14 protein-coding genes and 1 pseudogene are annotated in these 11,275 nt (G+C 63.3%); 9 read left to right on the top strand and 6 right to left on the bottom strand.

Features of this window, described 5'->3' with window-relative positions:
* Positions 1–692: substrate binding domain-containing protein (locus tag ISS20_RS20120; protein WP_291438939.1), on the top strand; the 692-nt coding region annotated here is incomplete at its 5' end.
* 92 nt (positions 693–784) lie between these two features.
* Here ISS20_RS20120 and icd read toward each other — a convergent pair.
* A complete protein-coding gene (gene icd / locus ISS20_RS20115; RefSeq protein WP_291438937.1) occupies positions 785–2,044 on the bottom strand; it encodes an NADP-dependent isocitrate dehydrogenase in 1,260 nt (419 codons plus the stop codon).
* Between the two features lie 226 nt (positions 2,045–2,270).
* Between icd and ISS20_RS20110 the strand changes: the two genes are divergently transcribed.
* Both ISS20_RS20110 and ISS20_RS20105 read left to right on the top strand, forming a co-directional pair.
* Entirely contained in the window at positions 2,271–2,474 is a 204-nt protein-coding gene (locus ISS20_RS20110; protein WP_291438935.1) for a hypothetical protein, read from the top strand.
* Between the two features lie 197 nt (positions 2,475–2,671).
* Positions 2,672–3,211 (top strand): DUF192 domain-containing protein, encoded by a 540-nt coding sequence (locus ISS20_RS20105; protein WP_291438933.1) that lies wholly within the window; start codon positions 2,672–2,674, stop codon positions 3,209–3,211.
* 175 nt (positions 3,212–3,386) lie between these two features.
* On the opposite strand, the gene ISS20_RS20100 is transcribed toward ISS20_RS20105, so the two are convergent.
* Together ISS20_RS20100 and xseA are read right to left on the bottom strand one after the other, a co-directional pair.
* Positions 3,387–3,968: a Fe-Mn family superoxide dismutase gene (locus tag ISS20_RS20100; protein ID WP_056062412.1), complete on the bottom strand. Its 582-nt coding sequence runs from the start codon at positions 3,966–3,968 to the stop codon at positions 3,387–3,389.
* 211 nt (positions 3,969–4,179) lie between these two features.
* On the bottom strand, positions 4,180–5,505 hold the full coding sequence (gene xseA, locus ISS20_RS20095; protein ID WP_291438930.1) for an exodeoxyribonuclease VII large subunit: 1,326 nt from the start codon (positions 5,503–5,505) through the stop codon (positions 4,180–4,182).
* A 352-nt stretch (positions 5,506–5,857) separates the two neighbouring features.
* Between xseA and ISS20_RS20090 the strand changes: the two genes are divergently transcribed.
* From ISS20_RS20090 to adk, 6 genes are all read left to right on the top strand, one after another.
* Entirely contained in the window at positions 5,858–6,505 is a 648-nt protein-coding gene (locus ISS20_RS20090; RefSeq protein WP_291438928.1) for a MotA/TolQ/ExbB proton channel family protein, read from the top strand.
* Positions 6,506–6,510: 5 nt separating this feature from the next.
* On the top strand, positions 6,511–6,945 hold the full coding sequence (locus ISS20_RS20085) for a biopolymer transporter ExbD (protein WP_291438926.1): 435 nt from the start codon (positions 6,511–6,513) through the stop codon (positions 6,943–6,945).
* Positions 6,946–6,950: 5 nt separating this feature from the next.
* Positions 6,951–8,060 carry a tetraacyldisaccharide 4'-kinase gene (gene lpxK, locus ISS20_RS20080; RefSeq protein WP_291438924.1) on the top strand — a complete coding sequence of 370 codons (1,110 nt, stop codon included), beginning with the start codon at positions 6,951–6,953 and terminating at the stop codon, positions 8,058–8,060.
* Positions 8,061–8,088: 28 nt separating this feature from the next.
* Entirely contained in the window at positions 8,089–8,271 is a 183-nt protein-coding gene (locus ISS20_RS20075) for a Trm112 family protein (protein ID WP_056062396.1), read from the top strand.
* Positions 8,268–9,098: a 3-deoxy-manno-octulosonate cytidylyltransferase gene (gene kdsB / locus ISS20_RS20070; protein ID WP_291438919.1), complete on the top strand. Its 831-nt coding sequence runs from the start codon at positions 8,268–8,270 to the stop codon at positions 9,096–9,098. The genes ISS20_RS20075 and kdsB overlap by 4 nt, the downstream gene beginning before the upstream one ends.
* Before the next feature lie 267 nt (positions 9,099–9,365).
* Positions 9,366–10,022: an adenylate kinase gene (gene adk, locus ISS20_RS20065; protein ID WP_291438918.1), complete on the top strand. Its 657-nt coding sequence runs from the start codon at positions 9,366–9,368 to the stop codon at positions 10,020–10,022.
* 152 nt (positions 10,023–10,174) lie between these two features.
* On the opposite strand, the gene ISS20_RS20060 is transcribed toward adk, so the two are convergent.
* From ISS20_RS20060 to ISS20_RS20050, 3 genes and pseudogenes are all read right to left on the bottom strand, one after another.
* The gene (locus ISS20_RS20060; protein WP_291438917.1) at positions 10,175–10,645 is read right to left on the bottom strand and encodes a DUF6152 family protein; all 471 of its coding nucleotides are present in this window, start codon (positions 10,643–10,645) and stop codon (positions 10,175–10,177) included.
* 28 nt (positions 10,646–10,673) lie between these two features.
* A complete protein-coding gene (locus ISS20_RS20055) occupies positions 10,674–11,093 on the bottom strand; it encodes a hypothetical protein (RefSeq protein WP_291438915.1) in 420 nt (139 codons plus the stop codon).
* A 19-nt stretch (positions 11,094–11,112) separates the two neighbouring features.
* A pseudogene (locus tag ISS20_RS20050) lies at positions 11,113–11,275 on the bottom strand (asparaginase); the annotation flags it as partial.

The raw sequence follows: 11,275 nt of genomic DNA, 5'->3' as shown, positions 1-11,275 counted from the left end.
AATGCCGCCAGGCGCTGACGCAACTCAGCGAGGCAGAGCGTGAGGCGTCGGGCCAGCAACTCAAGCCAGCAGGCTTTGTGCGGATGAGCCTGCCCACTTCGTACGGCCACCATCGCGTACTGCCTCTCTTGCCCTCGTTCAGCAAGAAGTACCCCGACATAGAGATAGAACTGCAGTTGTCCAACCGTAACGTGGACTTCACCGAGGAAGGTTTTGACCTCGCCATCCGCGGCCGAACACCCCCAGATTCGAGCCTGGTGGCTCGCAAGTTGGAGGATGCGGCCTTGATCGTTGTCGCAGCCCCGGCCTACCTGAAACGCCACCGCGCACCCGCTACGCCAGAAGAGCTGGAACGACATGAATGCGTGCAGTTCGTGCTGCCGAGCAGCGGGCAGGTCGTTCCCTGGTTGCTGGTGCACGAGGGCCAGACCATGGAATGGCCGACCAAGGGCAAGTTGCGCTGTGCTGATGACATCCTGGGTCAGGTCACGCTGGCCCGCGCAGGAGCAGGCCTGGTACAAACGTACCGTTTTCTGGTGGAGGAGGATCTGCGCAACGGCCAGTTGGTCGAAGTGCTGGCGGGGCATGCGGGCGCGTCACGCCCGTTCTCGCTGATCTACCCAGGCAACCGGCACATGCCCCTGCGGGTGCGGGTGCTCATCGACTATCTGGTACGCGCGCTGGGACGCTGAGGCGCAAACAAAAAACCCTGGTCCGAATGACGCACCAGGGTTCTTCTTTTATGGAGACGTTTTGAACCGCTCCGAAGCCAAGGCGGATGCGACTACATGTTGTCGATCATGACCTGCCCAAACCCCGAGCAGCTGACCTGCGTGGCGCCTTCCATCAGGCGGGCAAAGTCGTAGGTCACCTTCTTGGATGCGATCGACTTCTCCAGCGAGCTGATGATCAGGTCGGCGGCCGCTGTCCAGCCCATGTGGCGCAGCATCATCTCGGCCGACAGGATCTCGGAGCCAGGGTTGACGTAATCCTTGCCCGCGTACTTGGGCGCCGTGCCGTGGGTGGCTTCAAAGCAGGCCACCGAGTCGGACATGTTGGCGCCAGGGGCAATGCCGATGCCGCCCACCTGTGCCGCCAGCGCGTCGGAGATGTAGTCACCATTCAGGTTCAGCGTGGCCACGACCGAATACTCGGCCGGGCGCAGCAGGATCTGCTGCAGGAAGGCATCGGCGATGCTGTCCTTGATGGTGATTTCCTTGCCGTTCTTGGGGTTCTTGAGGCGGCACCAGGGGCCGCCGTCGATGAGCTCGGCACCGAACTCCTTCTGTGCCAAGGCATAGGCCCAGTCGCGAAAGCCCCCTTCGGTGTATTTCATGATGTTGCCCTTGTGCACGATGGTCACGCTGGGCTTGTCGTTGTCGATGGCGTACTGGATGGCCTTGCGCACCAGGCGCTCTGTGCCCTCGATGGACACGGGCTTCACGCCCAGGCCGGACGTGTTGGGGAAGCGGATCTTCTTCACCCCCATCTCGTCCTGCAGGAACTTGATGAGCTTTTTTGCCTTCTCCGACTCGGCCTCGAACTCGATGCCGGCGTAGATGTCTTCCGAGTTCTCGCGGAAGATGACCATATTGGTCTTTTCAGGCTCCTTCAACGGCGAGGGCACGCCCTTGAAATACTGCACGGGGCGCAGGCAGACGTACAGGTCCAGCTCCTGGCGCAGCGCCACATTCAGCGAGCGGATGCCTCCCCCTACGGGTGTGGTCAGCGGGCCCTTAATGGACACCACATACTCGCGCAGCACCTGCAAGGTTTCTTCGGGCAACCACACGTCGGGGCCATATACCTTGGTGGACTTTTCGCCGGCGTACACCTCCATCCAGTGGATCTTCTTTTTGCCGCCGTAGGCCTTGGATACGGCTGCGTCCACCACCTTGATCATGACGGGCGTGATGTCGAGGCCAGTGCCGTCACCTTCGATGAACGGAATGATGGGCTCGTCCGGCACATTCAGGGACATGTCGGCATTGACGGTGATTTTCTGGCCTTCGGCAGGCACCACGATGTGCTGGTAGGTGGTCATGGGTGGGGAGTCTCCGGTATGCGCCGAGTGTGATTCGGTCGATGAGGGGGCAAAGCGAGGAAAAGAAGCACCGCCACAGGCGTGGCAGTGTGGTTTCAAACCATTCTAATGACAAAAATTTTCGTCCAAGACCCTGTCAACGCACTGGGCGCTGCTATCGTTGCGAGTGGAGCCGTACGGATTTCGTCCGGCCCTTCAACCTTCGTTCACACTGGAAACGGCATATATGAAAAAACTCCTCGCTGTCCTCGTGGCCGGTCTGTTCACTGCTGGTGCTTTTGCACAGGCACCCGCAGCCGCCCCTGCCACCACCGCTCCCGCAGCCGCTCCCATGACGGCCCAGGCAGCAGCACCGGCCACCAAGAAGGTCGCCAAGAAAAAGACCAGCAAAAAGGTCGCCAAGAAGAAAACCGCCCACAAGGCAGCCTGAAATCATCGCAAGGCCTGACCTACCCACCACAGGGGCCTCGGGCCTTCGCTGATTCAAAACCGCCCGCTTCTGCGGGCGTTTTCTTTGGTGTTGCGGATACCCTGCGCGCTGCCTGAACTTTTTGTGCACGCCGCAGTCCGTCCCTAGCGCAGCCCGTTGTTCTTTGCCTTGTTTTTGTTACCCAGAAAGCCCCGCCCATGACCGCCTCACGCGCCATCCCAGCCCTCCCGCTCGCCGCCCTGCGCGGTGCGACAGGCATTCCTCGCCTTGCCCGCCGCGCAGTCGCAGCAGTGGGTGTCTGGCTGGTGGCATGTGCACTGGCCGCGCCCGCTGGAGTCGCCCAGGCTCAGGAAGGCCCGCAGATGAACCTGCGGCGCGTGGAGCTGACCGCCGGCATGCACCGCATCGACGCCCAGGTCGCACTCACACCCCAGGAGCGCCAGACTGGCCTGATGTACCGCAAGGAAATGCCCGTGCACGAGGGCATGCTGTTTGTTTTTGAGCAGCCCTCCCAGCAATGCTTCTGGATGAAGAACACCCTGTTGCCACTCACGGCCGCCTTCATTACCGATGACGGCACCATCGTGAACCTGGAGGACATGAAACCCCAGACGCTGGACTCGCACTGCTCAGCCAAGCCCGTGCGTTATGTGCTGGAAATGAACCAGGGCTGGTTTGCCAAGAAAGGCATCAAGGCCGGAGCCAAACTCGGCGGGACTCCGTTTGCCCGGCAGTAACGCCAAGGGCCAAGGGCTGTTGATGCTACATATCTAATAGCAACAGAGCCATATTTCACTAGCGCATCCAGCCGAAAAGACTTCAACTTCTCTGCCGTGCAACAAAAAAACGGCCCTCGGGCCGTTTTTTTGTTGTCAGCGCGGTGCGAGGTCACACCGCGACTGTCTCGAGCGATCAGGCGAAGTTGGCCTCAGCAAACTTCCAGTTCACCAGCTTGTCGAGGAAAGTCTCGACGAACTTGGGACGCATGTTGCGGTAGTCGATGTAGTAAGCGTGTTCCCACACGTCCACGGTCAGCAGTGCCTTGTCGGCGGTGGTCAGTGGCGTGCCTGCGGCGCCCGTGTTGACGATGTCCACGCTGCCGTCGGCCTTCTTCACCAGCCAGGTCCAGCCAGAACCGAAGTTGCCCACAGCGGACTTCACGAAGGCTTCCTTGAAGGCCGCGTAGCTGCCCCACTTGGCGTTGATGGCAGCAGCCAGTGCACCCGAAGGCTCACCGCCACCTTGGGGGGCCATGCAGTTCCAGAAGAACGTGTGGTTCCAGATTTGCGCGGCGTTGTTGTAGATGCCGCCGCTGGCCTTCTTGATGATCTCTTCCAGCGTCAGGGACTCGAACTCAGTGCCCTTTTGCAGGTTGTTGAGGTTCACCACGTAGGCGTTGTGGTGCTTGCCGTGGTGATACTCCAGGGTTTCCTGGCTGTAGTGCGGAGCCAGGGCGTCGATGGCGTAGGGCAGCGGGGGAAGGGTGTGTTCCATGGTGGTGTTTCCTCGTGGTTTGAAATTCTGGGATGCCGTCTGCAACGCGGGCTTTCCTGAGCAATGCAGTCAGACACAGCGCGAAAGGGGCATTGTAGGAACATCAGGTGACCTGTGCAGCATGTGGGCTCCCGGATTCAGCCCACGTCGTCACAAACCGCCTCTGTCCTACAGACGGGTTGCCGCCCGCCCACCGCCAGGTATGAACCGGTTACAAAAGACGTGGCTGCGACACCGTCACATCCACCGCACCGTCGGCCAGCGTGGCGCGCAGCGCGTCGCCCGGCTGGGTCTGCCGCACGCTGGTTACCGCCTGACCGCTGGTGTCAGTCAGCAGCGCATAACCACGCTGCAGCACGAGGCGCGGGTCCAGCAGTTCCAGCCGCAAGGCAGCGCGGTCCAGCCGGTCGGTATGCTGCGCCACACTGCGTTGCAGCGCTTGGGGTAAATTGACCGCCAGCGCTTGATGTGATTGCGTCAAGCGCTGCATTTTCAGGAGCACCCCGTGACGCATGCGCTGTGCGAGGCGTGCCAGTTGCAACTGTTGGCGCGCTACCAGGCCCGAAGGGCGACCCAGGCGCGCAGCGGCCTGGTCCAGCCGCTGGTGACGGACATCGAGCTGGCGCTGCACGCCATCGCTCAGGCGCCCTGCCAGCAACCCCAGCGCGCCCAGCCAGACCTCACGCGGTTGTGCCACCAGTTCGGCCGCCGCCGTGGGCGTGGGTGCGCGCAGGTCGGCGCAAAAGTCAGCGATGGTGAAATCCGTCTCGTGCCCCACGCCGCTCACCAGTGGCACCGGGCTCTGTACGATGGTGCGTGCCAGTTGCTCGTCGTTAAACGCCCACAGGTCCTCTATCGAGCCGCCCCCACGCACCAGCAAAATCACGTCAATGGACGGGTGCTGGTTCGAATCAGCCCCATGTGCCCGTCCAGCTTGCGCGAGCAGATACAGTTTTGATAGCGCAGCAATGATGGACGGCGGTGCTGCCACACCCTGCACCTGCGCTGGCACCAGCACCACCGGAATGTGCGGGACACGCCTGCGCAAAGCCGTGACCACATCGTGCAGCGCCGCCGCGCCAGCTGACGTGACCAGGCCAATGCCGCGCGGCTGCAGCGGCAGCGGGCGCTTGCGGGCAGTGTCAAACAGGCCTTCGGCGTCGAGCTGCGCCTTGAGCCGCAAGAACTGCTCGAACAACGCGCCCTGCCCCGCGCGCTGCATGTTTTCCACGATGAACTGCAGATCGCCCCGCGCCTCATACACACCGAGGCGCCCGCGCACTTCCACCAATTCGCCATCGCGCGGCGAAAAGTCAAGCAGGGTGGCCGCGCGGCGGAACATGGCGCAGCGCAACTGCCCGTTGGCGTCCTTGATCGAAAAATAACAATGCCCGCTGGAGGCGCGCGAGAAGCCCGTGATCTCGCCGCGCACCGCGACAGGATTGAAGCGCGCCTCCAGGGCATCAGCAATGGCGCGGCACAGCGCGCCAACTTCCCAGATACGGGGCGCCGCTGCTGGGCCCGGGCGCTCAAACATGAGAAACGGCGGGCGTTGGAGCCGCGCACACCATGCAAGTACTCCACAGTTTCAGGCCAGCGGGAGCGCCTCCCCGCATGGAGACCCCAACCGCCTGCAAAACACGAGCGCACGTGCAAGTCGTTGATCTATATACGTTTTTCATTGCACAATTTTTCATCAATCTGTTGTAAGCACGGCGCGAAGCCACTTTGCGGGGCTCTGGATGCGGGTTGCCCACAAAGTTATCCACAGTTTTTGTGGGTGAGCGCGGCGATGGGCAGTGCGTGCGATAACGTAACGGTTTGTGACGCAGTAGCCGCCGCAAGCTAGGCCATAATCGCCGATTGCTTTCATCTGCGCGGAGAGAGATTTGCTGTCCATCATACAAGCCGCAGGCTGGCCCATCTGGCCCCTGATCGCGTGTTCCGTCCTGGGACTGGCACTGATTTTTGAACGTTTTCTGGCCCTGAAAACGGCCCGCGTTGCCCCCCCAAAACTGCTGGACGAAGCCATCACGGTGTCGTCCAAGGGCTTGCCGACCCCCGATGTGGTGAACCAGCTGGCCCAGAACTCGGCCTTGGGCGAGGTGCTGGCGAGCGGCCTGCGCACCCTCAACAGCAACCCCCAGTGCAGCGAGACCGACCTGCGCGCCGCCATGGAAGGCACCGGCCGCGCGGTGGCGCACCGGCTGGAAAAATACCTCTCCGCCCTGGCCACCATTGCCTCGGCAGCGCCGCTGCTGGGCCTTTTGGGCACCGTCATCGGCATGATCGAGATCTTTGGCTCGCAAGCGGGCGGCGGTGGTGTGGGCCAGGCGATGGGTGGCGGCAACCCGGCCCAGCTGGCCCACGGCATCTCGATCGCGCTGTACAACACGGCGTTTGGCCTGATTGTGGCCATCCCCTCGCTGATTTTCTGGCGGTACTTCCGGGCGCGTGTGGACGCCTATCTGCTCACGCTGGAGCTGGCATCGGAGCAATTTGTTCGCCATATCCTGCGTTTGCGCAAAGTCAAATAAGCGCCATGAACTTTCGCCCCCGCGCCAAGGATGAGCCAGAGATCAACCTGATCCCGTTCATCGACGTGCTGCTGGTGATCCTCATCTTTCTGATGCTGACCACCACCTACAGCAAGTTCACGGAGCTGCAACTCACTCTGCCCGTGGCCGATGCCGAGCAGCAGCGCGACCACCCCAAGGAAGTGATCGTCTCGGTGGCTGCCGACGGCCGATACGCCGTCAACAAGACCGGCGTGGATGGCAAGAGCGTGGACGCGATCGCGCAGGCGCTGCGCAGCGCCGCTACGGCGGGGCGTGACAGCGTGGTGATCATCAGCGCCGACGCCATGTCGCCGCACCAGTCTGTGGTCACCGTGATGGAAGCCGCGCGCCGCGTGGGCCTCACGCAGATCACGTTTGCCACGCAGTCGTCCGCGTCGGCACGCGCGGTCAGCCGCTGACAGGCATGTCTGCGTCCGGGCCGCAGCCGCCTCGGGCTCCGGCCCCGCCGGCTCCTACTCCCTCCTCACCCAAGGCCGAACAACGGCTGCAAAAAATCTGGCAGCTCCGGGGCCCCGTCGCATGGGCACTGTGGCCTGCCTCACTGGTGTACCGCACCTTGGTGGCCCTGCGCCGCTGGCTGTACCACAAGGGCTGGCTCCGGGCCGAACACCCAGGCCGCCCCGTCATCGTGGTGGGCAACGTGATTGCCGGGGGCGCCGGCAAAACCCCTGTGGTCATCGCACTCGTCAAACACCTGCAGGCACGCGGCTTGCGCACGGGCGTGATTTCGCGCGGCTATGGCCGCAGCACGCAGGACTGCCGTGCGGTGCGGCCCGACAGCCCGGCCAGTGAGGTAGGCGACGAGCCTGCCCTGATTGCACGCAGCGTGGCGGGCGGCGGCACAGTGCCCGTGTTTGTGGCCCCACGCCGCATCACCGCCGCTCGCGCACTGCTTGCCGCACACCCCGATACCGACGTTCTCATTTGCGATGACGGCTTGCAGCACCTGTCGCTGCAGCGAGACCTGGAAATCTGCATCTTCAACGACCAAGGCATTGGTAACGGTTTTCTGCTGCCTGCCGGCCCGCTGCGGGAGCCCTGGCCCCGCGCCGTGGATATCGTGCTGCACGCAGGCAGTGCGCCGCCGCGTGGGACCACGGCGCCTGCATTTGCGCTGCAGCGCAGCCTGGCGCCCTATGCCCTTCAGTCGGATGGTCACCAAGTGCCGCTGGCCCATCTGCGCGGCCATCCGCTGTACGCGGTGGCGGCGGTGGCCAGGCCTGGTGATTTTTTTGCCATGCTGCGCGCCCAAGGCCTGACGCTGGAGCGCACCGAGGCCCTGCCAGATCACTATGATTTCGATAGCTGGCAGCGCATATCCAACAAGCACATACCGCTGATTTGCACCGAAAAGGACGCGGTGAAGCTCTGGGCCCGCCACCCGGACGCACTGGCTGTGCCGCTGGCCGTGCAGATGGCTCCGCCTTTTTTCGACGCACTGGATGGCTGGCTGAACCAAGTCGCCCCAGGGTATGGGGCTGCAAGGCCGCCGCTATCATCTGCCCCTGCCTGAACGAACCCTCCCGGAAAGCTCCTCCCCCATGGACCCCAAACTGCTCGAACTGCTGGTCTGCCCTGTCACCAAAGGCCCACTGACCTATGACCGCGAGGCGCAGGAACTCGTCTCGCGCAGCGCGCGACTGGCCTACCCGGTGCGCGACGGAATTCCGGTGCTGCTCGAAAACGAAGCCCGCACCTTGACCGACGAGGAACTGGAGCAGTGAGCGCACCCGTGCCCGCCGCAGCCCACATCCCCTTCACCGTGCTGATACCGGCACGCATGGCTTCAAGCCGCTTGCCAGACAAGCCCCTGGCTGACATTGCCGGCCTGCCCATGGTGGTGCGCGTGGCCCAGCGTGCTGCGCAGAGCGCGGCAACCCGCGTCGTGGTGGCGGCGGACGACGCACGCATCCTGCAAGCCTGCGCAGCCCATGGTGTGCAAGCCGTCATGACGCGCGCCGACCATGCCAGTGGCAGCGACCGGCTGGCCGAAGCCTGCACGCAACTGGGGCTGGACGGCGACGACATCGTGGTCAATGTGCAGGGTGACGAGCCGCTGATAGCCCCCGGCCTCATCAATGCCGTGGCGAGCCTGCTGCAAGACCGTGACGGAAAGCGTCCTGAAGCCAGCATGGGCACCGCTGCCCATGCCATCGCATCGTTGGCCGACTACACCAACGCCAATGTGGTGAAGGTGGTACTGGACGCACGGGGCCTGGCCCACTACTTCAGCCGTGCACCGATTCCATTTGGGCGGGACCATGCAGGCAACGCGTGGTGGGAAGGCGCAGCACAGACGGCACACCCTGGTGTGGCAGCGGTGCAAGGCTTTGCACCGCTGCGCCATGTGGGCATCTACAGCTATCGCGCGGGGTTCTTGCGGGAATTTCCGCAGCTGGCGCCTGCACCGACCGAGGCGGTCGAGGCATTGGAGCAGCTGCGCGCGCTCTGGCATGGCTATCGCATTGCCGTGCACCTCTCAGACGCAGCACCCGGCCCTGGCGTGGATACGCCGGAGGACTTGGAGCGGGTGCGCGCGTTGTTTCGCTGAAAGTTCTATGGCGCCCGGCGCTGCGGCGCGTTTTGGTCGCACGTTGAATGCATGGGGTCCGTATAGCGGGGCCACATGGAGGCCAGGCGGGGCCAGGTGGAGGTGCTGGCCGGGAAACGGTCACCCCTGTAAGTCAGCGTGAGGTGGTCACATGCTATCCTCAACTGTAACGAGAGCACCGCATCCCGGGCGAACAGAACGGCTTCAGGCGCCCTTCGAACGTCCCCGCCAGCGGCGCCACCCGATTTCTAACTTTCGAGGACATCCATGAGACTGATTCTGTTGGGCGCGCCTGGCGCCGGAAAGGGCACGCAAGCCACGTTCATCTGCCAGAAGTACGGCATCCCCCAGATCTCCACCGGCGACATGCTGCGCGCAGCGGTCAAGGCTGGCACCCCCCTGGGCCTGCAGGCCAAGGCAGTGATGGATTCGGGCGCACTGGTCAGTGACGACATCATCATCGGTCTCGTCAAGGAGCGCATCACGCAAGCAGACTGCGCCAACGGCTTTCTGTTCGACGGCTTCCCCCGCACCATTCCCCAGGCCGATGCCATGAAGGCAGCGGGCGTCAAGCTCGACTACGTGCTCGAAATCGATGTGCCCTTTGACGCCATCATTGAGCGCATGAGCGGCCGCCGCTCGCACCCCGCCAGCGGCCGCACTTACCACGTCAAGTTCAACCCCCCCAAGGTGGAAGGCAAGGACGACCTGACCGGCGAAGAACTGATCCAGCGCGAAGATGACAAGGAAGAAACCGTCAAGAAGCGCCTGCAGGTCTACAGCGACCAGACGCGCCCTTTGGTGGATTACTACAGCAACTGGGCCAAGGCCGAACCCGCCGCAGCACCCAAGTACCGCGCCATCAGCGGTACGGGCAGTGTGGACGAGATCACCGCACGCGCGCTGCAGGCGCTGGCCAGCTGACACATTGAACCGGGAGCAAAAAACCGCCTGACACACATTGGGCGGTCAAGCCCCATCAAAGCGACGCACCGCACCAGGGCGTCGCTTTTTTCATGGGCCGCCTTGAAGCAAGGCAGCCGCGACAGCCGCCTGTCGCGGGCGTGTGCTTTGACTCAGGCAGGACTGGACCGCAGGCCGTAGGCTTTGCCGTCCACAAACAGGTACTCGGCACGCAGTACCGCCTCGCCCTTTTCGTCCCGCAGGCCAAAACCCACGACTGATACGGCGGTGCCTGGCTTGATCTCTGGCACCTGCCACGCCTGCATGCGGGTCAGCGGCGCCAGCTCAATTTCCCAGACGCGGTCCTTGCGGGTCGGCAGCACCGTTTTGGCCAGCAGCGCGCGGCCATCCACGGGCGCTGTCTGCGCGGGGATGGCGCGTTGCGCAAGGTCCGCTGGCAACAGGAGCGCTGCGGGCAGTTCCAGCTTCAGCTCTGCGTGCGGGTTTTGCCAGCGCACTTTGCGCACTGCGCCCTCCAGATACAGCGGTCGGTCTGCATCGAAACTGCTCCAGCCATGGTGGGCGTGCACCCCCAAAGGCAAGGCACTGGCGGCGATCAGCACATGGCGACGTTGCAGGCTCATACAGACTCCTGATGAAAAGGGGGCGATCTCAAAGATACGCAATCCAGCGGCCACAAGCCACCACCGCCAGCCACACCATGGTGGATGCCAGCATCTGAAGGCGGGCCAGCCCGTCCAGGCGCGTGAGGGAATCACGTGCATGGAACCACGCCGCATTACAGCCCGCAAGCATTAACAACAGCATCTTCAAGGTAAAGGCGCGGTTGCTGAGCAACTCCGACGGCTGGGTGGCAAACATCAAAAGACCCGATGCTGCCGCCAATCCAAAGCCACACACGGCCAAAGTCAGACTCAGCCGGGCGAGGTCTTTCATCGGCAAGGCCGCACCGCGCCCAAACACCCGCGACTCCAGCAACACCAGATTGCCCAGCAACAGCGCAATGCCCACAATGTGGACGACTTCGAGCGCGGGATAAGCCCAGGCGTGTGTCTTGAGTGCGGTGAACACGGCTGGCAGTCCTTTTCGATCAATCCGCCCGCAGCAAATCAAGCATCAGAGCGACCCGCGCCTTGACTGGCGACAGGCCTTGCGAGGCAGGCAGCGCATCACCCGGCTTGGGTAGTACCTGTCCCTCGGCGCAGCGGGTGGAGCGCACCACCCGCACCCCGGCTTTCTGCGCTCGCACCAGA

It is taken from the genome of Acidovorax sp. (assembly GCF_016783915.1).
GTDB lineage: Bacteria > Pseudomonadota > Gammaproteobacteria > Burkholderiales > Burkholderiaceae_C > Acidovorax.
Note: the sequence above shows the minus strand (reverse complement) of the source record. Positions and strands in the feature narration are given on the sequence as shown.